Annotated in this window: 19 protein-coding genes and 5 pseudogenes; 12 read left to right on the top strand and 12 right to left on the bottom strand. The window is 67.7% G+C overall.

From position 1 onward, the window contains the following. Window positions 1–12: 12 nt before the first annotated feature. Both EJC51_RS02720 and EJC51_RS02715 read right to left on the bottom strand, forming a co-directional pair. Window positions 13–1,020: an SMP-30/gluconolactonase/LRE family protein gene (locus EJC51_RS02720; protein ID WP_126269512.1), complete on the bottom strand. Its 1,008-nt coding sequence runs from the start codon at window positions 1,018–1,020 to the stop codon at window positions 13–15. A 133-nt stretch (window positions 1,021–1,153) separates the two neighbouring features. Further along, on the bottom strand, window positions 1,154–1,933 hold the full coding sequence (locus EJC51_RS02715) for an MBL fold metallo-hydrolase (protein ID WP_126276767.1): 780 nt from the start codon (window positions 1,931–1,933) through the stop codon (window positions 1,154–1,156). Window positions 1,934–2,030: 97 nt separating this feature from the next. Between EJC51_RS02715 and EJC51_RS02710 the strand changes: the two genes are divergently transcribed. Together EJC51_RS02710 and EJC51_RS02705 are read left to right on the top strand one after the other, a co-directional pair. Continuing rightward, the gene (locus EJC51_RS02710) at window positions 2,031–2,969 is read left to right on the top strand and encodes a helix-turn-helix domain-containing protein (protein ID WP_126269511.1); all 939 of its coding nucleotides are present in this window, start codon (window positions 2,031–2,033) and stop codon (window positions 2,967–2,969) included. Between the two features lie 56 nt (window positions 2,970–3,025). After that, window positions 3,026–3,273: pseudogene (locus tag EJC51_RS02705) on the top strand (hypothetical protein); the annotation flags it as partial. Window positions 3,274–3,498: 225 nt separating this feature from the next. Here EJC51_RS02705 and EJC51_RS49380 read toward each other — a convergent pair. Continuing rightward, a pseudogene (locus EJC51_RS49380) lies at window positions 3,499–4,432 on the bottom strand (aldo/keto reductase). Between the two features lie 785 nt (window positions 4,433–5,217). Here EJC51_RS49380 and EJC51_RS02695 point away from each other — a divergent pair. Further along, entirely contained in the window at window positions 5,218–5,946 is a 729-nt protein-coding gene (locus EJC51_RS02695) for a sulfite exporter TauE/SafE family protein (RefSeq protein ID WP_126269510.1), read from the top strand. Window positions 5,947–6,066: 120 nt separating this feature from the next. Here EJC51_RS02695 and EJC51_RS02690 read toward each other — a convergent pair whose 3' ends face one another. The 3 genes from EJC51_RS02690 to EJC51_RS02680 form a co-directional block, all read right to left on the bottom strand. Beyond that, the gene (locus tag EJC51_RS02690; RefSeq protein WP_126269509.1) at window positions 6,067–6,870 is read right to left on the bottom strand and encodes a hypothetical protein; all 804 of its coding nucleotides are present in this window, start codon (window positions 6,868–6,870) and stop codon (window positions 6,067–6,069) included. Window positions 6,871–7,180: 310 nt separating this feature from the next. Further along, window positions 7,181–8,311: a phosphotransferase family protein gene (locus tag EJC51_RS02685; protein WP_126269508.1), complete on the bottom strand. Its 1,131-nt coding sequence runs from the start codon at window positions 8,309–8,311 to the stop codon at window positions 7,181–7,183. 605 nt (window positions 8,312–8,916) lie between these two features. Continuing rightward, entirely contained in the window at window positions 8,917–9,720 is an 804-nt protein-coding gene (locus tag EJC51_RS02680) for a TetR/AcrR family transcriptional regulator (RefSeq protein ID WP_244362414.1), read from the bottom strand. An 89-nt stretch (window positions 9,721–9,809) separates the two neighbouring features. Here EJC51_RS02680 and EJC51_RS02675 point away from each other — a divergent pair. Continuing rightward, window positions 9,810–10,259, top strand: a pseudogene (locus EJC51_RS02675) (NAD(P)H-binding protein); the annotation flags it as partial. Window positions 10,260–10,331: 72 nt separating this feature from the next. On the opposite strand, the pseudogene EJC51_RS48550 reads toward EJC51_RS02675, so the two are convergent. Beyond that, window positions 10,332–10,778, bottom strand: a pseudogene (locus tag EJC51_RS48550) (FAD-dependent monooxygenase); the annotation flags it as partial. On the opposite strand from EJC51_RS48550, the gene EJC51_RS02665 reads away from it, so the two are divergent. The 5 genes from EJC51_RS02665 to EJC51_RS02645 all read left to right on the top strand — a co-directional run bounded on the left by EJC51_RS02665 (window position 10,717) and on the right by EJC51_RS02645 (window position 14,626). Beyond that, entirely contained in the window at window positions 10,717–11,316 is a 600-nt protein-coding gene (locus EJC51_RS02665) for a TetR/AcrR family transcriptional regulator (protein ID WP_341870633.1), read from the top strand. The pseudogene EJC51_RS48550 and the gene EJC51_RS02665 sit on opposite strands and share 62 nt — an antisense overlap. 182 nt (window positions 11,317–11,498) lie before the next feature. Then, a complete protein-coding gene (locus EJC51_RS02660; RefSeq protein WP_126269507.1) occupies window positions 11,499–12,071 on the top strand; it encodes a dihydrofolate reductase family protein in 573 nt (190 codons plus the stop codon). Between the two features lie 623 nt (window positions 12,072–12,694). Next, window positions 12,695–13,219 carry a hypothetical protein gene (locus EJC51_RS48185; RefSeq protein WP_208870678.1) on the top strand — a complete coding sequence of 175 codons (525 nt, stop codon included), beginning with the start codon at window positions 12,695–12,697 and terminating at the stop codon, window positions 13,217–13,219. Window positions 13,220–13,584: 365 nt separating this feature from the next. Then, window positions 13,585–14,250, top strand: coding sequence for a hypothetical protein (locus EJC51_RS02650; RefSeq protein WP_126269506.1), 666 nt, complete (start codon window positions 13,585–13,587; stop codon window positions 14,248–14,250). 61 nt (window positions 14,251–14,311) lie between these two features. Next, window positions 14,312–14,626: a hypothetical protein gene (locus tag EJC51_RS02645; protein ID WP_166682813.1), complete on the top strand. Its 315-nt coding sequence runs from the start codon at window positions 14,312–14,314 to the stop codon at window positions 14,624–14,626. A 104-nt stretch (window positions 14,627–14,730) separates the two neighbouring features. Here the strand turns inward: EJC51_RS02645 and EJC51_RS02640 are convergent, their stop codons facing one another. The 3 genes and pseudogenes from EJC51_RS02640 to EJC51_RS02625 form a co-directional block, all read right to left on the bottom strand. Then, window positions 14,731–15,510 (bottom strand): alpha/beta fold hydrolase, encoded by a 780-nt coding sequence (locus EJC51_RS02640; protein ID WP_244362411.1) that lies wholly within the window; start codon window positions 15,508–15,510, stop codon window positions 14,731–14,733. Window positions 15,511–15,645: 135 nt separating this feature from the next. Continuing rightward, a pseudogene (locus tag EJC51_RS49515) lies at window positions 15,646–16,539 on the bottom strand (IS630 family transposase); the annotation flags it as partial. A 96-nt stretch (window positions 16,540–16,635) separates the two neighbouring features. After that, the gene (locus EJC51_RS02625) at window positions 16,636–17,808 is read right to left on the bottom strand and encodes an epoxide hydrolase family protein (RefSeq protein WP_126269504.1); all 1,173 of its coding nucleotides are present in this window, start codon (window positions 17,806–17,808) and stop codon (window positions 16,636–16,638) included. Between the two features lie 102 nt (window positions 17,809–17,910). Here EJC51_RS02625 and EJC51_RS02620 point away from each other — a divergent pair, with 102 nt between their 5' ends. Then, complete coding sequence (locus EJC51_RS02620) at window positions 17,911–18,489, top strand: CGNR zinc finger domain-containing protein (RefSeq protein WP_126269503.1); 579 nt, start codon at window positions 17,911–17,913, stop codon at window positions 18,487–18,489. A 299-nt stretch (window positions 18,490–18,788) separates the two neighbouring features. Here EJC51_RS02620 and EJC51_RS02615 read toward each other — a convergent pair whose 3' ends face one another. Both EJC51_RS02615 and EJC51_RS02610 read right to left on the bottom strand, forming a co-directional pair. Then, a complete protein-coding gene (locus EJC51_RS02615; protein WP_126269502.1) occupies window positions 18,789–19,682 on the bottom strand; it encodes a hypothetical protein in 894 nt (297 codons plus the stop codon). 326 nt (window positions 19,683–20,008) lie between these two features. Beyond that, complete coding sequence (locus tag EJC51_RS02610; protein ID WP_126269501.1) at window positions 20,009–21,973, bottom strand: SGNH/GDSL hydrolase family protein; 1,965 nt, start codon at window positions 21,971–21,973, stop codon at window positions 20,009–20,011. Window positions 21,974–22,518: 545 nt separating this feature from the next. Here EJC51_RS02610 and EJC51_RS47610 point away from each other — a divergent pair. Then, window positions 22,519–22,686 (top strand): aromatic-ring hydroxylase C-terminal domain-containing protein, encoded by a 168-nt coding sequence (locus tag EJC51_RS47610; RefSeq protein WP_166682812.1) that lies wholly within the window; start codon window positions 22,519–22,521, stop codon window positions 22,684–22,686. A 563-nt stretch (window positions 22,687–23,249) separates the two neighbouring features. Beyond that, window positions 23,250–24,374, top strand: a complete 1,125-nt coding sequence (locus tag EJC51_RS02605; protein WP_126269500.1) for an amidohydrolase family protein — start codon at window positions 23,250–23,252, stop codon at window positions 24,372–24,374. Window positions 24,375–24,481 lie beyond the last annotated feature (107 nt).

Raw genomic sequence — 24,481 nt, 5'->3', positions numbered from 1 at the left:
GCCTGGTTGCTGTCAGACGTGGACCCGCACCACGTTGAACGGGAGCTTGGGGTCGGCGATCTGGAACTGGAAGTTGACGATCAGCAGGTCGTGGCCGTCGACGGCGGCCGTGGAGGGGCTGTGCATGCCGTGGCCGAGGACCGTGCGCACGACCGTGGCCTTGGTGTAGTCGTGGCTCAGCTTCAGGACGCTGATCTGGCCCTCGGGGTGGTCGAGTTCGGTGACGGCGGTCAGGTTGTTGCCCCTCAGCAGGAGACCGTCGCCGGAGACGCCCTTGGCGCCGCCGAGGTCGATCGGGACGACCTGGTGGGTGCGCACGTCGACGCGGTAGAAGGCGTAGTCGTTGTAGTCGGCGAGCAGGACGTAGCGGCCGTCGCCGGTGACCACGAGGCCGTTGCCGTTGAAACCGTCGTCGTAGACCATCGGGGAGTTGGTGAGGTCCACGCCCACGTGCAGTGGTTGCTGGACCTGCTTGCTCTTCAGTTCGGCGGCGGTGATGTGCCACAGCGCGGGGTGGATGGAGTCGGAGATGTAGGCGTCGCCGTTGGGGGCGAGGGCCACGTCGTTGAGGAAGGTGTCGGTACGGCCGGTGTCGAACACGTGCAGCAGGGCGCGGGTGCGGGTGTCGTAGACGAAGACCTTGCCGGTGGCTCCGCCGGCGACGATGAGCCGTCCCGCGCGGTCGGTCTTCATGCCGGCGACGGAGGTCCGTCCGTCCTTTCCGCCCGGCAGGAACACCTTGGTCGCGCTCTCGTGGACGTCACCGCGGTAGATGGTGCCGTCACTGGTGCTGCCGACGTAGAAGTAGGGCGTGCCCTGCTGGCGTGCGATGCCCTCGGGGTAGGTCTTGGCGCCGGGGATGGAGTAGCTGGCGGGCAGGGGTTCCCGGTGATGCCGGGCGGCGGCGTGGGGCGCATCGCCGCCGGAGGCGGCCAGAGCCGGGGCGGTGCCACCCAGGACGAGGAGGGCGGCCACGGCTACGGCGGCGGAGCCGGGACGGAAGAGGCGGTTGTGGGACATGACGGAGCTCCGGGCGTGAGTAAGTGAGCAGACCAAGGGGGTGATCAACAATGTGGGGCCATGAGCGCAGAGGACGCGGTCCGCGCGGAGCGCCCCGGATCCGCGCGGCGCGGGCGGTACACGCCGGAGGCGCTCAGTTGCCGGCCGGGAAGAGGGACCGGTTGGCGATGTCGATGATGAACGGGCCGACGTGGGCCGGGTACTTGTCGACGATCGCCTTCTTGTACGCGTCGCCGTCGTCGCCGAGCAGCTCGCGGGCGTCGTCGAGGTAGCGGCGGATGCCCTGGTAGACCTCCGGGCCGGTGGGGGCGCCGTGGCCGGCGAGGATCGTGTCGTAGCCGGACTCGGCGGCCAGGGCGTCAACGGCCCGCTGCCAACCGGTGATGTCGTCGTTGCCCAGGTAGAGGTGGACGTCGTTGTACACGAGGTCCTGGGCGATCAGTACGCCCTGCTCGGGCAGCTTGATGAGCAGTTCGTCGGCGGCCTCGCCACCGGAGACGGCCTCGAAGACGAAGGTGACGCCGTCGATGACCTCGGTGCCCGGGATAACGGCCACGGACGGGGTGAACTCGCTGAGGGGGATGACCTGTCCGGTGGGCAGGTGGCTGTCGCCGCGGGCGATGATCTGCTCGCGCACCTGGGCCAGTGCGTGGACGGGGACACCGAAGCGGGCGGCACCGTTGTAGTGGTCCGGATGGGCGTGGGTGACGATGAGGCGGTCGATCGGCTTGCCGAGCCCCTTGGCGTAGGCGATGGCCTCGTCGGCGTAGGCGGGCAGCAGCTGGGCGTCGATCGCGATGACGCGGGCCGGGGTCTCGACCAGCTGGGTGGTGGTGTGGAAGGTGTCCGCCGGGGACATGTAGCTGTGGATGCGCACCGCGCCCTTGTCGAGGACCGTGACCGTGCCGTTCATGAGGGTCTCCTGGAGGTGGAGGCAGCCCTGCGCCGCCTTGACGACCTCCACTTTCGTCGCGAAAGCGCAGGCAGGCGAGATACGCTGAAGACGCGGCATGGTAAATCGAGGACATCTGGAGATCGTGGTGCTTTACGGGGATCCTGTCGGCGCCGACCCTGCTCCGGACGGGGCCATCCTTCGCCTCGACTTCAACCCGCCCGAGGAACGGGTCCCGGGCTTCGAGATCATCGATCTCGCCACCCTGCACGAGCGACGGAAGCGGCGGGGTCGGCGGCCCGACCTCGTCCACCGGGTGGACTTCCACACCCTCACCCTGATCACGGAGGGCAGCGGGGAGCATGCGATCGACTTCGTGACCTACCCCGTCCGTCCCGGCACACTCTTGTGGGTCCGGCCGGGCCAGGTCCAGCGCTTCGTCCGGCCCGGCACCGCGAACGGCACGCATCTGCTGTTCACGCCGGCCTTTCCCCCGCACTCCAGCAGCGCCGACCGGCTGGTGAACGAGTGGTACGGGTCAGCATGTTGGCAGCTCGGCGCGAGCCCCGCGTACGCGGGGCTATCGACCCTGCTGGGCCAGCTGCGGGCCGAGTACGACCGCCCGGAACCCACCGTCTCGGCGGAGATCCTCCAACTCCTGCTGGCCACCGTGCTGTTGCAGATCGACCGCCTGCCCCACTCCGACGGCGGGGAAGACCCGCGTTCCGGCGGCGAGGTGTACGCCCGCTTCCGCGCCGACCTGGAACGCTCCTACGCCACCACGCGCCGCGCCGCCGACTACGCCCACCGCCTCGGCTACACCGTCAAGACCCTCACCCGCGCCTGCACGGCCGCCACCGGGCAGCCCGTCAAACACGTCATCGACGGCCGCGTCGCCCTGGAAGGGCAGCGCCTGCTCGCCCACACCGACGAACCGGTGTCGACCATCGCCCGCCGCCTGGGCTTTCCCGAACCCACCAACTTCGGCAAGTTCTTCACCCGGAACGTCGGTGAAACCCCTGGTGCCTTTAGGCAAACCCACCAGGGGAACCAGTAAGAGCGACTCCGGGAATAAAGGTCAAAAAACGTGAGAGGGCTCCGGACTCCATCGGCGAGCCGGGCGGCCCGGCCTGGCGGCAGACGACGTTCTTCCTCTTCGCGCAGGCTTCGCGCTACGGCCGCGGGCAGGTCCTCGACGTGCGGGTGGAACAGTGTCCTCGCGGACGCCGACCCCGAGGCACGCAACCCTCACCGGTCCACAACGCGTGACGCCGCACCAGGTCTCCGGGACCCCCCTGAGCCACGGCACCCGCAGCGCCGCCCTCGAACCGCTGTCCTGGAACGTGATCCGGCTCGCCTAGGACGAGTTTTGAGCGTCAGCTCCATCCCGCACCCTGCATGGCGATGATCTCTGTGTGGGGCGAGGGGCTCTTTCTGACGACCAGGGGGCTGCGCTGGAGCCGTTGTTGTCGGTCGCGGTTCTGGGGCGGCCGCCGTCAGGCCGGCGAAAGCGCAGGTGCGTGGCGCGTACACGGCGCGGTGGGCGCTCGATGCCGGAGTGCTGGACGCCTGAGTCCGAGCGGGGCCTACGGCACGGTGTAACCGGCGGCGCGGAAGAGTTCGTACCACTCGGCGCGCGTGAGCGGCAGATCCGAGCCCTGTGCCGCGGCGGCCACGCGCTCGGGGGTGGTCGTGCCGAGCACGACTTGCATTCGCGCGGGATGGCGGGTGATCCAGGCGACGGCGATTGCTTCGGCCGGGACGCCGTACTGGTGCGTCAGGCGATCGACCACGACGTTCAGCTCGGGATAGCGGTCCGAGCCGAGGAAGGGACCGTCGAAGAACCCGGCCTGGAAGGGCGACCAGGCCTGGATGGTGATGTCGTGCAGACGGCAGTAGTCGACGATCCCGTCGTCCCGCACGACCGACTGGTCCAGCCCCTGCATATTGGCCGCGATGCCCTGCGCGATCATCGGTGCGTGTGTGATCGACAGCTGGAGCTGGTTCGCGACGATGGGCTGGGTGACGTACCTGCGGAGCAGATCGAGTTGGCGCGGGGTCTGGTTGGACACTCCGAACGCGCGCACCTTGCCGGCCGCCGACAGCTCGTCGAAGGCGCGGGCGACTTCTTCCGGTTCCACGAGCGCATCGGGCCGGTGCAGCAGAAGGATGTCGAGGTTAGTCCGTGCCCAGCGCCGCGAGTGAGCCGTTCACCGACTCGACAATGTGCTCGTACGAGAAGTCGAAGTACGGCCCGTCCGGGACGATGCCCGCCTTCGACTGGATGACGTACTGCTCGCGCTCGGACGACGTCAGCTTCAGCGCCTCGGCGAAACGCCGCTCGCAGCCGTGCAGGCTCGACCCGTATACGTCGGCGTGATCGAGGAACGTGATGCCGCAGTCGCGGGCGGTGCTCACAAGGGTGCGCACCTCGTCGTCGGTCTTGTCCTGGATCCGCATGAGTCCCAGGACGACGTTCGGCACCACCATGTCGGTGCCGGGCAGGGTGAAGGTCTTCACGGATTTCCTCCGGTTCGGATCAGGCGGCCAGACGGGCGCCGGGGATCGGGAGGACGACCGGTGCGAGGGCGATGTCGCATGTGTTTTCCTCCGTCAGCGGGTGCTGATCGACGCCGCGTGGTCACTGTAGAAATCAGCCATCCAGAAGTCCAACAACTGTCAATTGTCGGATTCAGAAGCTGAGATGATGATTTCCTGTCACCGCATCTACGCGGCACTCGCCGTGCTCGGCGGGACTCAGTCCCTTGGCGCTCTACGGCGGGCGCCGCGTCGTTGCTCAACTTCAGTGCTGGCGGGTGTGCCGTGCTCGTGGTGTCCGGGGCGGCCACGACGTACTCGGGGTCGACGTACCGAGCGTGGGGGTGGTGAAGTCGGCATGGTCGGTGATTCGGGTGTTGGTGTCGCCACAGTTCTGGTCGCGGAGGCAGTCCAGCGCCAGGGAAGTGTGAGCCTGGCCCAGCACCGTGGTCACCACGGCGACGACCACTTCGGTGATCCGCGCCGATGGGGTGCGGTTGTCCAGGTTGCCGGTGCCAGGGCGGTGCAGTGGGCGTCGGTCACCGCCCCGTCGGCGAGCAGAGAATCGGTGAACAGCCCGGCCGACCACATGGCGGCCCTGCGGATCAGTGCGGAGCGCACCGGCCTTGGCATGGGCCGGGCCGTACCCCCGGCCCGATGGCCCGCCGCCCTCACGGGAGGTCGCCCGCCGGACCCGTTGCTCTCCTGTGCGGTCTGACACCCCCGAGGCGGCCCACGGCCCAAGGGGACGGGAAGAATGCGCTGCCATGGAGATGGTGCCGCTGGCGGTCGTGATGGCGGCCGCGACGTTCGCCACCGCGGCACTGTCGGCGGTGGCCGGGTTCGGCGGCGGGGTGCTTCTGCTGCCGGTGTTCGTGGCCGTCCTCGGTACCCGGGGCGCGGTCGCGGTCCTGACCGTCGCCCAACTGGTCAGCAACGGCAGCCGCGTGTGGTTCAACCGACGCGAGGTCGATCGGCGCCTGGTCGGCATCTTCGCCGCAGGGGCCATCCCCGCTGCCGCAGCCGGGGCGCTGGTGTTCGCCACCGCACCGTTGCCCGCTCTCACTCGTGCCGTCGGCGTGTTCTTGCTGGTCATGGTCGCCTGGCGGCGCTTCAAACTGCACGCGGCCCGGCTCGACGACCGCGCGTTCTCCGCCGTTGGCGCCGTTTCCGGTTTCGGATCCGCGCTGGTCGGCTCCGTCGGCCCGATGGTCGCCCCGTTCTTCCTCGCCCGCGGCCTGATCCGGGGCGCCTACATCGGCACGGAGGCCGCATCCGCGGTGGTGATGCACCTGACCAAACTCATCGTCTTCGGTGCCGCCGCTGTGTTGACCGCCACCAGCGCCGCCGTCGGCCTGGCCCTCGCCCCGGCCGGCGCGGCCGGGGCCTGGATGGGCAAGAAGATCGTTGACCGGCTGCCCTCCCATGTCTTCGTCCTCGTCGTCGAGGCGGGCCTGATCGCCTCCGGCCTCCTGCTGGCCACCACCGGCGGATGACAGACCACCAGTGACGTCATTTCCCGCGAACATGCATGACGCCACTGACTGCCGACTGCGTCCCGAACCGGTGGGCAAACAGTGCTGCTTGAAGGTACTGGCACGACCTTTGTGGGGGCATCAGCAGTGGCAGTGCACCCGTACCAAGACCGTGGCGGGGGGCAGCTGCGACAGGTAGGTCTCGCTGCCCGGCCATACAGCGGGCCCCGGGGGATCGTGAGGACACATTTTCGGGTCGCAGGACGCGTGAACGGCACTTCCGTTGCTCTCGCGCCACCAGCCGTCCACGGTGAGTACGTCAGTGTCCGGCGGAAGCTTCCAGGAGAGCTCACGGATGTAGTGAGCACGGCTGCGGGAGAAGCCGATAACGGGATGCTCCGTATGGAACGGGGCGCCCGGAAAGCCCAATCCGAGGCTCCAGGGGTGATCGAGGTATGCCTTGATCAGTGGCTGGGCTCGGTAGGCGGCCACCATCCCGTCGTCCCAGGGGCCGCCCGGGAACGCGTCGGGATCATCTCGCCAACGGTCGACGAAGACCTTGAGGGGCAGGGCTGGAGGGTGGACGCCAGACAGACGTTGCCACAGGTCCCAGGACGCGGCCGTCGCTCGTTCGGAAGCGGCTTGCGGCCGTGAGAAGTCGAGCAGGGCACGCGGTCCACCGGCACAGACTCCTGGAGCGCTGGGAGCAGGGGTGCCGTCGTATCGGGGCTCGTCGTGGATCAGCCTGGAATCGTCCTCGTATCCGCGGACGACCGCGAATCCCCGACCGTTGCTGCCACCGAGGATGCGGCGTGAATCCCACATACCGCGGCCCGGGGGGTTGTCACCGTTCTGGTCGAACGGCGCGAGGGCGGTGGTGAGCGCCCCGTCAATATCGTCTGCGACCTCGGGCGGCAGACACACCGTCACGGTCAGGCCGGCCATACGCTCTCCCCGCTCTGTCGACGGACAGCATGATCACACCGAGCGGGAGTTTCTGGCATGCCGATTTAACGGCGAGCAGCTTCCCGTCGTCCCGTCTTCCCGTCTTCCCGTCTGTGCGGAGCCAGACCCGGCTCAGGCGGACCGCCCCGTTGACGTCCGTTGAGGGGCTGCCGACCAGCATCCCCGCACCGCAGAAGCTTGAAGTGGGTGAGCTGTGCCTTCGGTGAGGCATGGTCAACCCCACGACTCGGCGCGGATGTTGCTGGTCAGGAGCCCTGCTGTCCTGTGTTGCGCAACGAGACGGCCGTGGTCAGCCGCGTGGTGTGTAGGGCGGGAAAGCGGTCTGGCGGCCGGTGAACTCCTGGTCCCCGCCGGACCAGCGCCGGCGCAGCAGGTCGGCTGTGCGGCGGGCCCAGCTGGTGAGATGGGGCAAGGCTCGATGAGTCTCGGCGGTGCGGGCCGCGGCCTCCAGCGTCTCGATGAGCTGAGGTCGGCTGGGGTCGCCGGGCGAGCGGGTGTCGAGCAAGGCGAACCGTTGCAGACGGACGATCGCCCAGGAGATGCAGGCTGCGGCCAGGCCGAATCCGTACCGGCGATCGTCCTCGGCCTCGGGCACGCCACGGGCCAGGGCGCGGCGGTAGTGGTCGGCAAGACCGGTGGCGACGGGGTCGCCCACGGACATCCATGCAGGGCCGGGGACATACAGGCAGACGGCGTCGATGAGGGCGTGGGTGTAGCCGGCGTGCTCGAAGTCGATGAGGCGGGCGTCGGTGGGGCCGGACTCGTTGAGGAGGATGTTGTTGGTCTCGGCGTCGCCGTTGGTGAGTGCCAGGAAGGGGCCGGGATCAGTCAACTCGGCGAGTGCGTCGCCGAGTTCGTTCGCAGCTGGTCCAGTGATGGGTGTGCCGAGAGCTGCGGCGTGTCCGTAGGCCTCGTCCCGGAGCCGGGCGAACCGGGTTCCCTGGTCAGCCGCCGGATCGATCGGACCGAGGGCCGTTTGTCGCGCGTAGTAGGTGTCGGCACGGCCGACGGTGGCTGCGCTCAGTTCGCCGCGGGCGCGGGCGAAGGCGGCCAGCCGGTCGACGTGAGCGGCAGCGCCGTCGCGGCGGAGCAGATGGTCCAGCGCGGTGCGGGGTGCGAGGTCTTCCATGACGACGAGCCCGGCCGATAGATCGGCGGCGATGACGCAGGGGGTGAGGGCGAGGCCGAGGTCGCCGGAGAGGAAGCGCAGCGCCGTCAGCTCGGTGCGGCTCTCGGCCGGGGAGGCCCGTGCCCATTTGACAATGACGGTCCGGGGAACGTTCGCGCCGCCGAGCGTCACACGCGCGACAGCCCAGGGCTCCAGGCGCTCCCAGGCGTCGACTTTGACGGGCGCGGCGTAAAGGTCTGTCAGGAGGACTTCGACGGCGGCGTGCCGGGGGGCCGGCGGGGCGGCAGGCATCGGCGCAGCTTACGGCGTAAGCCCGCGCCAGTGCCGTGGCATTTCGGCGTCGAGCCGGTGTGGGGGCGCGGGCGTTGACGCCGGGCTGGGTCAGGCCGCCGCTGACATCACACTCTCAACCGAGGGCGGGGATCACGGTGAGCAGGTCTGTCCAGCCCTGAGCGCCGGGTGGGGACAGTCAACGAACCCGCTGTCGCTGCTGCTCCTCCCGGCATCCGCCCTCTGCTCGACATCGACATCGCGGCGGGCCACCCCGAATTCGGCTCCTGGCAACTGGCCCCGTCCACCGGCGCCGCCCGCCACTTCGCGTCCATGCGCTCAGATGGTCGCGATGGCGGCGAAGGCGTCAGGCCGTGGCCCGGCAATGTCACTACCGACGACGATGTCCTTCGTTGGAGGGGCGGTCCGGAAAGACCGTCCCTGACATGCCAACGGCCAACTACACTCCCGACGATGCCTCTGACCAGGCCAGATAGTGAACCGCTGCTGGAGTACTAGGTGTGTTGGCCACAAGCGTTGAACAGTGGGCGGTGAAGAGGTGGTCGAGGTTGGCGGCGCGTTGTGGGCAGGGGATGTCAGCCGGAGCCGTGTGGTCGCCCACGGCCTCATCTCGGCGGGCGCCGCTTGGTGATTGGTCCATGCTCGCGGGCCGCGACCTGCACGAGGTCGGCTGACGGAGGATCAGGCCTGCGGCATGCCACCTCCGCCGCCAGGCGGGTGAGCCACTCGCGCAGCAGGCGCTGCTCGGCGTCGCTCAGGACGTCGGCGTCGTCGGGGAGGGCGGCGCGCAGCGCGCGGGCCGCTGGGGCGGGGCCGGACTCCGCGGCGGGGACCGTCGGCTCGGCGCGGGTGACTGCGGCGACCATTGACTCGCGAAGGACGGTCAGCAGCGCCGGATTGCGGCGTTCTGCGGGGGTGGAGTGCCAGGTGGTGACCCCGCCTTGGCCGGTGGCCTGGATGATCTGGACGGCCAGTTCCTCGTCGACCCGCAGCCATCCCGCGGCCGCCAGTCGGCGCACCCGGCCGCGGAGGATCTCCAGGCCCGCGCGGTGCGCCGCGTCCGACGCCGAGCCGGTGGCCCTGTTCATCACGGCGAACAGTTCGGGGCGCGAGATCCCGAACTCCACCACCATGTCCCAGCCGCGGCGCAGCTCCTCCACCGGGTCCTGCGGCGCGGGGTCGAGCTGCGCGCGCTTGCTCTCCAGGAACTGCGCATAGCCGTGCTCGGCGACCGCCTCCAGCAGCCCGTCCTTGTCGCCGAAGTGGCGGTAGATGGCCGGCGGCTGCATCCCGGCCGCGGCGGCGACGGCACGGGTGCTCACCGCGTCGGGGCCGCCGCTCTCCAGCAGCTCGATGGCCGCCTCGATGATGCGCCGGCGGGGGCTGTCGGTGGTGTCGCGGAGAGACATGTATCGATGATATCGGAATCGCGCTTCCAGTGTTAGTTTCAGTGTTATCGTTCAATTGATTCCACTGGAAACACCGCTTGGAGAACCCCGTGATCATCGTCACCGGAGCCACTGGAAAACTCGGCCGCCGCACCGTCGAGCGCCTCCTGGAGCGACTCCCCGCCGACCGCGTCGGCGTCAGCGTCCGCGACCCCCGCAAGGCCCAGGACCTCGCCGACCGCGGCGTCCGCGTCCGGCAGGGCAGCTTCGACGACCCCGCCTCACTCGTCCACGCCTTCGAGGGGGCCGAGCAGCTGCTGCTCGTCTCCCTCGACCGCACGGGCGAGGAATGCCTCACCGGCCACCGCGCCGCGATCGGCGCCGCCGTGAAGGCCGGAGTCGGCCGCATCCTGTACACCAGCCAGATGGGTGCCTCCCACGACTCCCGCTTCCAGGCATGCCGTGACCACGCCCAGACCGAGGACCTCCTGCGCGCCACCGGCCTGCCTTGGACCGCACTGCGCAACGGCTTCTACGCCGCCAGCGCCCTGCTGCATCTGCCCTTCCTTGCGGGTCACCCCGAGGAACGACCCGCCCGCGAGCTTGCGGACGGTGCTGGACCCGCCGTCCGCACCGACCAGCCATCCGGCATGCAAGCGCTCGCCCGAGGAGAGTTCGACGGTGACGTCGTCATCGCCGGGCCGCATGCCGACCAGGCTCGTGCCGAACTCGACCCTGGCGCCGTACCCCGCGAGCAGGTCACGCAGGGATTCTTCCAGTCGCCACTGCGGCAGAACCACCGGGCGGGCGAACGGCGTGGTCGGTGTCGGCTCGACACCCTTGGTCATGTCGTGCTCGTGCACGCCGCCGTCGGGGTCTACGTATCGGATCACCAGGCGCGTCCGTCCGGCGGCGAGCAAGCGCCCTGCCACACCGAAGCCGTACAGGAGTTCGAGCGTGCGCGGCTGGACGCCCTTGCCCCGACTCCCGATCTGCGGCCCGGGTTGAGCATCGACGATGCGCACCTTCACCCCTTTGCGGGCCAAGGTGGCACAAGAAGGGCCGACGCGGAACAACATCGCGGAGGTCGCGCTGCGCCTCTTTGTGGAACACGGCTATGACGAAGTGGGCATGCGCGACGTGGCAGAGGAAGCGGACGTCGCCGTGACCACCGTGTTCGCACACTTCGCCTCCAAGGAGGCACTGGTCTTCGACCAGGACGAACACCACGAAGAACGCCTGGTCGACGCCGTGGCGAACCGGAGCTCCGATCAGTCACTGCTCAACGCGCTGCGCGCCGAGGTGCTCAACGCCGCCCGATGGTTCTCCACCCCGAAGTCCATCGCGTTCTGGACCCTCGTCGAAAGCTCGGCCGCGCTGCGCGGCTACGCCTCCCACATGCAGGCGCGCCACGAGCAGGCCCTCGTCTCCGCCATCGCCTCAGACCCGAGGCACCCACGTCCGCCACCGCCTGCCGTGCGCTCGCCCGCTTCACCCTGGACGCCTACTCCCTGGCCCGGGACGCCGAGAACCCGCTGGCCGCAGTGGAGGAAATCTTCGACCTCCTCGAGCCCGCCTTCGCGCCCGCAGCGGACCGACAGTCAGCGAAGCCGCTGAAGTAGCCGCTCTTCCTCACGCCCGGGCTGCAATTGCGATACACGGCCCAGATGGTGAGGGTGACTGAAGAGGCACCCAGGCTCGCGTGGGCTGTTGCCACCGCGATGCCCGATGAGTAATGCCGCGATGCCGGGTCTACAGCACAGTCGAATCAGTCTGGACCGAACCCACAGGGGGTCGAAGTGCCCGCATCAGTGCTCGACATGTCGATGTCAGTCGACGGATATATCGCCGATCCAAACGACTTTCTAGGCGGCGACGATGGCGAACGACTGCACAAGTGGGCCGACCCGGAGGGCGAGTCCGGCCCGCTGTCCGGGCCGGCCGCGCAATTCCAGGACGAATGGAACGCAGCCGGCGCGGTGCTCGCGGGACGACGCACTGCCGAGCTCATGGATCACTGGGGCGGTGATCACGGCGGTCTCCCGATCTTCGTGCCCAGTCACCGCCCGCCCGGCCCCGCCGCGCGTTGGGGGTACCCGTTGGTGACCTATGTGACCGACGGGATCGAAAGCGCGATGGCACAGGCCAAGGCCGCCGCCGGGGACAGGGATGTGCAGGTGCGTGGCGCGTACACGGCGCAACGGGCACTTGAGGCCGGGGTGCTGGATGAGGTGCAGATCCATCAGATCCCGGTGCTGCTCGGCGCTGGCCGTCGCCTGTTCGATGTCTTGCCGGCACAGATCGAGTTGGAGATCCTCCGGGTGATCGACACGCCGGAGGCCACTCACATCCGCTACCGCGTACGTCGTTGAGCCTGTCGACCAGCACCTTCTTGGTTGTGGTGGGTCGAGGTGCGTCGTCGCATCGGGTCACAGACGAGTCCGGACGCCCGAGCCCCTGTCCCGGCCCACCTGACGGCCGCACATCCGCGCGATGGTTAGGCGTGCGGCGTTCACCGGGCACTACCTCATCACGATCCTGCCCGGCAGCGTCGCCCACACCGCGAACGAGCCCTCGCCGCTGGACTTCCTGCCCTTTGCGGCCTGAGCCGGGGAGCACAGATGATCGACCCATGCCCTTGCCCAGGCATCGAGGCATCTTCGGCAACGTCCCTTTGACCGCGCCCTTGTCGTATGGACGGTGCAACGCCACCTCGCCGTCGACGCGGCGGACAACGTGGCCTGCTGATACGGCACCGAGCACGCCACCCATGACATCGACGCTGTCAGAGCTGTTGTCGACGACGAGACCTCATAGGTCAGTGCCTTCCAAGCCGGCACCGAGCCTCTGACCGGGTGGCTGGCCGATCCTCCCGACCCGCGAGTGACGGGGCGCGCTTGTAAGCAGTTCGCCAGGAAGGCATGATGTCGGCGGTTTGTCGGGACAGCCGAAGCTTCCGGGCACTCTCGCGAGCCATGCTGGCATCGTATGAATCATGGCAGCGATAGACGACTCACCCGAACCTGACAGCCCTGTCCGCGGCGCCTATTCGCCCCTGGTCGAGGCAGCGTGGCTGTATCAGGCGGATCAGGTGGGTCCCGAAGACCTGCCGATGACCGCGGCCCAGGCACTCGCGATGGGAATGGACACGCCGACCCTGTGCGAGCTCGCCGGTCTGCCGCGCCATGCGGACCCCCGGGACATCCGTGACGCATTCGGGCAGGCTCTTGAAGAATTGGGGATCGCTCTGCCCGATCGCCACCTGGCCCGGCGATACGCGCTGCACAGGCTGGCCGCGCGATTCACCGCCGGGGAGGTGGAGCTTGCCGAGTTGGCGTCGGACGAGTGGTCGGAGATGGAGGTCGAGACCGCTGAGGAGCAAGCATTTGTGGCGCTCCTTCCGGCGTGCGTGTGTTGCATCGAGTACACGTTGGGGCTCGACGTGGCGGTATGGGAAGCGCAACTGCAGATCGCGGCACGTGCGTTGGTCTCACATCCCGCTGTCGGGCCGCACTTCTGACGAGTGGGATCCGAAGGCGTTTCTGGCGCAACATCTGAGATCGCGGTCGCGCGGAGTCACTGGAGCAGGATCATCCTCCGGAGTAGTTCGCATCCGGCTCGGCCGTACCGGTCTGCATGACCGGCACCATCACCGTCCATAACCGACCACGGCGTCGACCAACAAGAACATGAGGGAGCGTCACTATCGACAAACGTTGCCGCCCATCGACATATGCATGCAATTAATCGGTGTGTAGCGGATCTCGGCATCTGTAACATCGGCGGACGCCGCCGGCGGCCAGGTCACCAGCCCCGGCCGAGCGGCTGCGTCATTCTTCAGGCGAGAGCGCCCACCGGCGTCGACCACATGCCTCGGGGGCACACATGGGCACATTCAAGCGCGTCAACCTATTCTACGGCGTCGACCATGAGCAGGTGTACGCCGCGTTGGAGGAGTTCTGGCACCAGGAGGAGCACACGCTCCATCTGGAAGACGTCCACGACATCAACCTCGATTCCTACGCCCTGCACGAGCGGCGCGGCGACTGGACCGTGCTGGAATGGACCCGGGGCTGGGAGTGGGTCCTGCGCCGAAGCGCCCAGCTTCACGTCTCACGCGTCTACGACTGCCCGGGCCTGCTGGTCTTCATCTACGACGATGACTTCTGGGGCTGCGAACTGTTCCATCACGGCACAACAATCGACCAGTTCCAGCAGGAGACCGGCATCATCGGCTCGTTCTTCGACGATCTTCCGTGCCAGGGGCGCCCCGACCTGCTGCTGGCCCAGTTCCCGGCTCTGAACCTGAACATCGAGCATGCCCGGGGCTATCTGACCCACTACGACATCGACGACCCTGGATACGCGGACATCGACTGGGAGAACGAGCACGACCCTCTCAACAAGCCCGTCCGTCCGGGCGATGCGTATGGCCGCCTCGACGGAGGTGTCTTCTGGGACTTCCAGACCTTCCTCGGCGTCGACCACTCTGCCCCGGTCTGGCGGAGGTTCACCGTCTCGCCCCAGGCCCTCGGGGGAACGGACAAATGATCGGTTCCGCCTGGGATTGAGGGTGGCTACGCGCATCCCCTAGCAGGTGCTGGAGCACGACATGCCGTTCGGTGATCTGGGTGAGCTGTCGATGCCCGTGCCCGTGCCCGTGCCCGTGCTGGATGCGGTCGCGACTCTGGCACCGGTGGACTGCGAGTTCGTGATGACGACCGCGGAACGCGAGGGGGTCACCGCGGACACAGGCCTGTCCGGCTGGCTTGTGAAGTCTCCGATGGCGGCGCAGATCCACGCGCTGACGGTCTGTACGGTCCTCATGCTCCTGGCCCACGGTCGCTACGGCGCGCTGGCGTTCGTCACCGCGTCGGCTGAGGACTACGTCCGACGGGGCTTCCCGCGCCTGTACCCGCCTACATGATCCAGCTCCGGCGCCTGCGCCGTGCCTTCACGAGCGCGGGAGAACGAAGAAGCTGGCAAGTGACCAGCGGGCCGCAACGTCTGCGCTATCAGGCCGACACAACTTCAGTGGCGGCCGAGGAATCCTTCGACCACCGTCGCCAGGGCCTCCGGGCTCTCCTCCGGGGCGAAGTGGCCGACGTCGTCGAAGACCTCGAGTTCCGCGTTCGGATACCACTCCATCCAGGTGGACCGCATGGTCTCGGGGCCCATCGCCGGGTCGTTCGCACCGGCTACGACAAGCGCCGGGGTTGGATTTCCCTCGACCCGCTCGTGGATGTCCGAGCCACGAGTCCAGGATTCGAGGTACGAGCGAAGGGCTGCCGACGAGGAGCGTTCAGAGCCGCTCACTCTGGCATCCAGCCATGCATCGTCGTGCCGGCTACCGGTGGTGACGTCAAAGATCGTCCTGCGGTTGCCGGAATCCTCCACGGCCCCGACGAACAGGTCCCACATCTCCCCTTCCAGTGGGAACCCGGACGCGGGTACCGGCGAGATGCCGACGATCGAGCGGACCCGCGCGGGGGCGTCCAGCAACATCAGCTGGGCAGCCTTGCCGCCCATGGAGTGACCGATGACCGAGAAGGTGTTCCAGCCGAGGCGGTCGGCCACGGCGAGTGCGTCCGCCGCGATCTCCTCCATCGTGTACGTGCCGGGGGTGTCCATCGCCTCGCCGTACCCACGGCAGTCCACGAACGCATAACTGAACGCGCTTCCGTCCAGGTACCGCCGCAGATCGGCGAAACTCGACCTGTCGCTGAGCCAGTGGTGGAGTGCGAGGACCCGCTCCGGACCGCTGCCCTGCACCTCGTACGGAATTACGTGTCCAGCTGCATGACCTGTCACAACGTTGGCTGTCCCTCCTCCGGGTCGGGCCGGAATCCCGCTGGCTTGAGACTTCGCCCCAACGGCGTATGCGTGATGCCGGTCAACCGTCCATGGTGAGGCCGGTGCCGGCCAGGCAGCCGTCGATCAGGTCCGGTTCAGTTCCGGCGAGTAACTCGGCAGGTGGAAGACCGTGAGCCAGTCCGCGTGGTCGGCGATGAACTGCCTCATGGGTTCGACAAGGTGCATGCGTAGGTTGTCCCGCACGAGCACGATCGGGCCGCCGAGCTGGATATGTACTCTGCCCTGCACGTCGCGCAGGTCGCGCCAGCCGATGCCCTTCGGCTCGCCTTTCGGCCCGGGTACTCGCGGATCGAGTGGAACATCCGGGATCGATTCCCGGCTTGTAGCAGGTCACCCCGGTCATGGACACCCGGCCCGAGCCCCGGCCGCGCACCCGGACCACCGGGGTGCAGCCTCTGCGCCCCCAGCTCTTCGCACGCGGCGGCGTCATCGACTGGCCGGCCCCGTCCTTGAAGACGATCCAGCCGTTGCACGCCGCCGCGGTGCTCTTACCAGCGACCAGGTCTCTTTCTTCCAGACCTCGACCGCTTGGTCGTCGCGTTCGATTGCCCGCCGGGCGGGCTGCTGCCAGGACCAGCCGTGCCTCCTCGGCAGTAACCAGGTGCCCTCCACCGTGTAGCTCACGTGGAACAGCCGGCCGATCAGCGTCTTGCTCCGGGCCAGTGTCCACCGCTGGTCGGCCCAGCCGTGGACCAGCGGTTCGCGTTCTAACTCCCGTGCCAGCCTGGCGTTCTGTTTCTCGTTGAGCCTCGGTCGTCCAGACGATCCCTTCGACAGGGCCCCCGCTTCGCCGCGCTCGCGCCACTGGCGGCGCCACCGCTCCACGGACCGCTCGTTGACCCGCAGCGCAGCAGCGATCTCCCTGTTCTTCTGCCCGTCACTGACAGTCCCCCGTGAACTCCGGTGCTGGTCGTCACCGTGATTTTCACGTGCTGTTTGCTGCTGCCAAGACCGATCTCGTGGTATCTCGTGGAGGGCGTGGCTCCGCACGGGGTGGCAACTCTCGATGCTGGGAAGTGCACCTGGGCCATGCGGTGATCGAGCACCGGCACCGAGCTGCGTTCACCGATGAGTGGCCAGCACTGCCGCGAGGCCCGCTCGCAGGTCCTTCACGAAATACTCGGGAACCTCCAGCGACGGGAAGTGTCCCCCGGTTTGGGGCAACGACCACCGGACGATCTGCCGGAACCGCTCCTGTGCCCAGGGGCGCGGACACTTCTCGACGTCGCGGGGATACATGGTGAGTGCCGACGGGACGTCGACCCGAAGTTCGGGGTCGAGCGATCGGTGGCTTTCGTAGTAGATGCGGGCCGCCGATGCGCCGGTGCGCGTCAGCCAATACAGCGTGACGTCGTCGAGAACGCGGTCGCGGGAAATCGTCTCGAAGGGGCTGTCTTCGGTGTCTGACGACTCGGCGAACTTGTCGAGGATCCAGGCGAGAAGCCCGACCGGTGAGTCGACGAGCGAGTAGCCGATGGTCTGTGGTCGCGTCGCCTGCTGTTTCGCGTACGCCGTGCGGTGGTGCCAGAAATCGCGGGTTTCCTCGGTCCACTTGCGCTCGACCGCTGTCAGCACGTCCGTTGTCAACCCGGGCGGTGCCTCCACGGACGTTGTGTGGATGCCGAGTACGTGCGCCGGGAACCTGCCGCCGAGGACCGTGGTGATATTGCCTCCCCAGTCGCCTCCGTGGGCTACGAACCTGCTGTAGCCGAGCCTTCCCATCAGCTTCACCCATGCGGCCGCGATCTTTTCGGTTCCCCATCCGGTGGTGGTCGGCTTGTCGCTGTAACCAAAGCCGGGCAGCGACGGAACCACGACGTGGAAGGCCGGCGCGTCCGCGTCTTTCGGATCCGCCAGCTCGTCCACTACGTCGATGAACCGAGCGATGCTGTCCGGCCAGCCGTGCGTCAGGATCAGGGGAGTGGCGTCTGCGTGCGCGGAGCGACGGTGCAGGAAGTGGATCCCGAGACCATCGATGGTCGTGCGGAACTGGCCGATCTGGTTGAGGCGTGCTTCGAACGATTTCCAGTTGTAGCCGGTGCGCCAGTAGTTCACGACCTCGACGAGGTCGGCGAGCGGAACGCCCTGTTCCCATCGGCGGGGGTCGGGCGCGGAGTGATGGACTGTCTCGGCCTCCGGTAGCCGCGCGGCGGCCAGTCGCGTGCGCAGATCGTCGAGGTCGGCGTCAGGCGCGTGGGCTTCAAAAGCTTGCACGTCGCTGGGTAGGCGGGGCATGAGGCCTCCTGGTCATCGCGGAACCGGCTGCGAACCTTCGCGAACCGTCTAAGACGGTTCTACGCGTCCCCCTGCCTGCGTGTAACCGGCTAAGGTGGTTCCATGCGTGCTGGATTCCCTGACTTCCGCCTTGGGAACGTGCTGGCGACCAGCTTCACGGGGACTCTGTCGGAGCGTCACGGCAACGCGGTGGAGCGAATTCCCGTGCCGCACCGACTCGTTGACTGGCTGGCGGTGAACGGCCTCGCCGTGGACTCCTGCACCACTGCCCAGCTCGACCTCGCTCGGGAACTGAGGGAGTCGATTCACGCCGCCGCGACAGCGACCGCGCTCCAGGTTGCTCTGCCTGCGTCCGCTGTCCAGGTCATCAATGGCTGCAGCGCTCAGGGCCGGGCCGCAGCGATCCTGACGCCCGACGGTGAGCGGCAATGGCGACTCAGCTCGGCTTCCTGCGTGGAAGATGCCCTCAGCGTGATCGCCGCCGACGCGATCAGCATCATCGCGGGCGAACGAGACGGGAGACTGGCCTTGTGCGCATCTCCAACCTGCCGAGCCGCCTTCTTCGACAGCAGCCAAAGTCGCACCCGCAAATGGTGCGACATGAACACGTGCGGGAATCGTCAGAAGAAGGCGCGCTTCAATGCCAATCGGCGCGAAAGCCTGGGATCAACGAAGCCCTGAGAGGGCGTTGATTCCGAGGCCATGGATCGAAGACCGTTCCGAGTGACCTTTCGGATCGGTATGGGGAGCCTGCGATCTCCGGGAAGGCGCCAACGCGATCTTCTACCAGACCGGACGAGCTGTCAGTGGCGCTACCTGCTCCACGATCTCCGCTCTGTGGACGTGGAGATCGCACCAAGCAACATCAACAACGTCCGCCTGAAGCTCGAACGGCCCGCCGGACGGGGGACCCTGACAGAGACCGAGACGGGGCTGTTCACTGTGCCGTGACCGTAACTCTCGGTCGCTGACATCGGGCATCAGCGCGCGCATCGCCCGGCGAGCAAGTCGGGGAGCGACTGGGACTGAAGCTGCAGGGGCGGAGCCATGTCGCCGAAGGACCTGCTGAACGCTTGTGGCGACCGCTCCAGTTCCATGAGCAAGTGTTCCGCTGTGTCGTTGCCGGCGAGGTCGGGTGCCAGGGCGGCGCAGGCCCGAACGCCTGTATGCGGGTCGGCCAGCCAGGGGCGCGTGTCGCCGCCGAGGTGACCGATGGCGATCACCATCGTCGCCAGGTCGTGCGACGAATCGGCGGCCACGGCCATCGATGTCAGCTGTTTCAGCAGCTCTGCACGTTGTGCGGCGGCCGCAGGATGCCGGGCCAGTGCCCCCACCGCGGCGGCCGCACACGTCCTGCGCCTGGTACGTTCCGACGCGAGGTGTGGCAGTGTTCGCCGCAGCAGCTCGGGAACCACGTCGAAGCAGGCGAGCGCCGCTTGATCGAGGACGAGTTCACCCAGCCCTGTGTCGTCCTGCCACATCCGGGCCCGGCTATCCGCGTCAGCGGCCACGTACGCGGCCGTCCAAGCCCGCAGCTCCGGTGTGTGGTTCTGGACCCGAGCACGGATCTCCGTCGCCTGCCCGCCGAGGTCGGCGGCGACGCCGACCACGTAGAGATAGGCGAGCATGGCATCGGGCAGCGAGGGATCGTCGAGTCCCAGCAGCGGGTTGTCCAAGAGCTCGGCGACAAGCATCGCGGTGGGCGCTGTCGCGGGCCATGCCTTGCCCTCGCGGCGCAGCGTCGTCGACCACAGGTGCGCGTACCCGTCGACAGAAGCTCTGGCATCCTCGCCGAGGAGAGCTGCCAGGTGCCGCGGCGTGTCGCCGGCGGGACCCGCTGCATGGAACAAGCCGGACCAGTCCACGTCATCCACAACGGGGATGGTGCCACAGCACCTCGCCGGGCTCAGATTGACCGGATTCGCTCCGTGCCGTGGGACACGATCACCAGGCCTGGCCCACTGAGCTCCTTCAGACTGGCCCTCGTCGGGCGACGGGCAGCGGGCCGCAACACACAGGGACCGACCCTGAGCCGTTGAGGGAGCTGCTCGACATCTCAACTCATCCGCCACACAGGGCCTGTTGGCTCGCCATCGACCTCCCGCACGCGGTGGTCGAATGGCGTAGGGGGAGACGGGCTCAGCGTGTGACCGGGCTCCTGCCGTTCCGGCCCTGCCTTCAGCACGCAACTGACCAGGCTTTATGGGGCTTTCGGCAGCAGGCTGACGACGGCGATGCCCGCGAGCCAGACAAGGAGGAGGGCCACGGCGACTCCGAACAGCAGTAGCCAGCGGTTGAGAACCTGCCGCACCTCCCAGTCGCGGAGCTGCAATTGGCAGTCCGTGCCGGTGATCTCGGCCAGACTGCACGGCGGTTCGGGCTCGGCCACGGCTGCACGGACGGACGTGGCGCGGGCGTCGGCGGCATTCTGCTCGGCCGACGCATCGCCGAGGATCTGCGGGTGTGCCGTCAGCCAAGTTTCGAACACGGCACGCATCGCCTCATGCCCGCGCTCGTTCGGATGCAGGCTGTTGTGCAGCCACTTGCCCGGGTTGAAACGCTGGGTCGAGAGTCCGCTCACGGACCTGACGTCCAGGAAGTTGATGCCGGCCGCTGCCTTCCGCCGGTCGCACAACTGCAGGTGTGCTGCCTTGAGTGCGTCTTCCATGGGCGCGAGATAGAGGATGCCCGCTTCCTCGGCCGCCGATTCCACCGTGTCGTTGAGGGCGACGAGGAACGTGCGGATGAAGTCACGCTCGGCCTTCGTCAGGGCGACGCCGTTGCAGGTGCGGGTGTCGGCGATCGGTTGGGGGTAGGGGACCGCGACGACCGGAACATCGCTGGGCAGATGCCTCCTCAGCAAGCGATACGTCTCCGTCAGGGCACTTCGCACGCTGGGTAGGTTGCCCATGAAAAGGGACTTCCGGTCGTTGCAGTCACCTGGTGCGATGCATGCCGTCCCAACCGAGGAGAAGCCGGCGTCGTTGCCCCCGATGGAAAGGATCACGAGCGCGGGCCGGAACGACGTTCCCAGTGCTTCCAGTTGATCGATCTGGGTGCCAGGCTCGCCCTTCTGCGCTCGGGCGTGACCTTGGTCAGCGGAACCCACCACATTGAAGGTGCGCGCGCCGGAACAGGCGAGGAACACCAGGCCGTCGAACGGCGCGCCTCGGGAGGCCGCCCTCACCGCGTACGCCGATGGCGCCCGACGGCATTCGTCGCCACCGCCGTCGTTGGTGCCGGCGACGTAACTGGCCGCCCCTTCCCCCGACATGTAGGAGTCGCCGAGCGCCACCAGCACGTGCTCTCCGCGCGCGGCAGGAAGTACGTCGGACGCCTGATGCTCCGGAGGGGCCGCGGCCAGCAGGCAGAGCCCCGCGAGGACCAGGGCGACATCGGCGTGGGTGTTGCTGACGATGGCGAGCAACAGCAGCACCACGAAGCCGGCCAGCACCGCTGTCAGGACCCAGTCGGCGTGAACCAGCCACACGACGAACGCCCCGGCCGCGGCCACGACGGCAGCGCCCGCCATCGAGAGACGCCGGGCTGTGCGGCCCGAGCCGGAGGCGCGGAGTACCCGCAGCGAACGCAGGCCCCACGCCGACAGCACATTGAGTCCCAGCGGGAGTGCAACGAAGAACGCCATGCCCAGGGCGGCCAGCAGCGCCATGGACCAGGCGCCCCTGGCCCCGGGCAGGAGGAACGCGCCGACGACCACGATCAGGCCCGCGCCCCCGACCAGTCCCGCGCCCCACGGCAGCAACTTGGTGCCGTACCCGCGCCACCACTCGACCAGCCAGCCCAGTCCGAGGAGCAACACGACCGCCCCGACGAGAGACAGCCCGTCCATCTCCACGGCCGTCAGGGAGAGGACCAGGATCACCGCTCCGGCGGCGCTGAGCCCGATTCCCGCCCAGGTGAGCCACCGCGGGGCGCTGTCTCCCGCCCCGGCCTCGGTGCCCTTCCACAGCTGCCGAACGACGAAGGCGAGGCTGCACAGAGCGAAGAGGAGCAGGGTCCAGGCCAGCGTCGAGGCGGAAACCCCGCGCACCGACTGAGAGGTCAGCACGAGGGTCCCCAGCAGGAACAGCAGCCGAGGCCCCCACCAGATCAGGAGGTCGCGTCGGCCCTGCCGCTTCGCCGGCCCGACATCGTTGTTCGTCATGCCCGACACCCCGTCTCAGCCTTGGTGAACGGCAATGCGGTGCTACGGCCGGATGGAGCACGAGACCGTGATCTCGAATGATGCTCGCCCGCCGCCGAGCACAAGGTAGACGCGCCGCTCGTACCGCGGAACGGCGCACGGAAGCATCCATGCATGACGCCCAGTCAGGCCTCAGGGCAGCCAACACGGCAACAGCGGCGCTAACCGCTTTGATGCCGCATCCGTCAGCTCACCATGCCTCAACGCACAAGATCAACTATCCTGGAGTTCCCCATGCCTTCGAGTCCCGCCGTGCCCGCCGGGTGCTGCTGGAGGCACGCCCAACTTCCCCGGCGGGGTGCCGCGGCAACTGGGCGGCAGTGGGCCGCGTCTGCCGGCCACGCTGTCCGTGCCAGCCCTCCATGTGCCGAACATGAAGCTGAACCTGGAGCGGTCCGACGCGTCCGTCGTCACCGCGGTGACCCGGTCGGCCGGCCTGCTGCGTGAGGGGCGGCGGCTCCTGCTGGCCTCGTCGACCGCACGCGGGCCGGCGACGCCGTGGCCGCGTGGACCGGACGGTCAGCGCTCTCACTGCCTGCACGGACCGGGTGGACGTCGACGCGTTGCTGATCCGGCCCGACGGCCTCGTCGCCTTGGCCTCGCCCGGCGGGCAGGGCCTCGACGCCACCACGCTGGTGCGTGTGCTGGGCACATGGTTCGGCCCACGGGCCTGAGCACCGCATTAACAGTCGTCTCAGGTTCGCTCGGTACGAAGTAGGCATCCCGATGAGCGATGCGACCCGCATGGAGGAGCCTGGTGATGGCAGTCGACGCAGCGCCGTCAGGGAGAGCGCCGCCCGGGCGGTTGAGGTTCGGGGCGGCCGCCATGGCGCTGGCTACGGAGTGTGCCGTCGGCGCCTGCGGGTCGCAAGTCGACAAGAGTGTGGGGCCGCCGCGGTCGGACTGCACAGCGCGCACGCGGGCGCGCCGTTGGAGGGCGGTGGCTCGGACGAGTACCGGTGCCAGGTGATGGATCTGCGCCCGACCTAGACGGCGTTCCTGGCCGGGCTCAATTCGGGCCGGAGAACGATGCCATCGAGCACCACGGCGTCGTGTACGAGGCACCGCCGGGCGGCGTTGCCGCGGTGCTCGTGCGGGACGCGAAGGCCCCTGAGGGAGACGCGGCATGGGCGGACACCTGGGCGCGCCTGATGACGGCGAAAGGGCGATCGGAAGTTCCGTGCGGACGGATGCCGCACGGATACCGCACCACACAAACAGCTGAGGAGAAACAGACATGACGTCCGACGCAAACCCTCTGAAGCGCCTCACGATGGGACGCCGCGGCTTTCTGGCCGGCACGGCGCTGGGCATCGGTGGCGGCTTGTCCACGCATGCCATCGCATCCCGCGCGGGAGCGAACGAGACTTCGGAAATTTCACTGCGGGACCAGGACCTGCCCTTCATCGGTGCGGAAGAGACCTTCTCCACCCATGAGTTGATGGTGCTGAACGACAGGCTGTTCCTCGAGGACACTGGTCTTGCCGAGATCGGCCCGCGCCGCATCGGTGCGATGGACGAGGCGGGGCTCAACGTCCAAATCCTCTCCGCACATACGCCAGGTGTGCAGAATGTGCCAGGCCGGAAGGGCATCGATTTTGCGTATCGTCTCAACAAGATGCTCGTCGATGGACCGATGGCCACCCATCCGGGACGTTTTCAGGCATTTGCAACCTTGCCACTGCACAGTCCGGAGGCCTCGGCAGACGAACTGGAACGCACAGTTCGGGAAGATGGCTTCCTGGGATGCCTGACCAACGGAATCATCGGGAAGAAATTCCTCGACCATCCCGACTTCGAGCCCCTGCTGGCACGCGCCGAAGCCCTTGATGTGCCGATATACAGCCATCCGGGCCTACCGCCTGACGAAGTTTTCCAAATCTACTACAGCAATATGCGGCCGGAATATCAGAAGGAGTTCCAGGATCAGGTTCTCAGCATCTCCGCATACGGATGGCACCAGGAAGTAGTTACCCAGTGCCTCCGAATGATCACCTCAGGGGTGTTCGACAGGCATCCCAAGCTCCAGATCATCATCGGCCATATGGGAGAGGGCCTTCCGTTCTTCTACAAACGCATCGTGGAGAAGATGAGCGAAGTGACCGAGAGTAGCCTGGACAGGCCATTCGAGCAGTATTTCCATGACAACTTCTGGTTCACGACCAGCGCATTCCCCCAGACTGAACTGCTCGATCTCCTGCTGAAGTACATAAGCGTGGATCGAGTAATGTTTGCAACCGACTACCCGTTTGCAAACATGAAAACTCAGACCGACTGGTTCCGGGCGGTCGCTTTGTCGCGCGAAGCCAAGGAGAAAATCGCCTTCCGAAATGCGGAAAAACTGTTCGGAATAAAAGTCTGACACGCGTCCCGACGGGCGGAATGATGCCCGTGAATTGACGCGCCGGGCTGTAAGGCGAGAGTACGGCCAAAGCATGCGATGCGCGGTTGCCGCGCGGGAAGCCGTGC

The sequence above is a fragment of the Streptomyces aquilus genome, from assembly GCF_003955715.1.
GTDB lineage: Bacteria > Actinomycetota > Actinomycetes > Streptomycetales > Streptomycetaceae > Streptomyces > Streptomyces aquilus.
Note: the sequence above shows the minus strand (reverse complement) of the source record. Positions and strands in the feature narration are given on the sequence as shown.